The 228-nt window shown below is 51.3% G+C and carries 1 pseudogene; it reads right to left on the reverse strand.

The features are described from left to right. Positions 1-30: 30 nt before the first annotated feature. Positions 31-228, reverse strand: a pseudogene (locus KVT11_RS20925) (hypothetical protein); the annotation flags it as partial.

The raw sequence follows: 228 nt of genomic DNA on the forward strand, positions 1-228 counted from the left end.
CGTTCCCTTCTTGGCGTTGGAGTCCCACTAGTTGATGGCTTTCGGGTTACCATTTGATTCGTGCTGTGCGTTTGTCATAGGACCTGGAAGCCAGCTCATCGGTGTGCCAGTCGCCATCAGAGCTGCCATGAGCCATTGCTGGACACTAAGACCTGATGCACCCATACCGCTGTCCGCTCCGATTAATGTACCCGCTTGATTTTCAGTAAACTTTTTCACATCACCTGA

It is taken from the genome of Bacillus sp. GbtcB10, assembly GCF_019091365.1.
Classification (GTDB): Bacteria; Bacillota; Bacilli; order Bacillales; family Bacillaceae; genus Bacillus; species Bacillus altitudinis.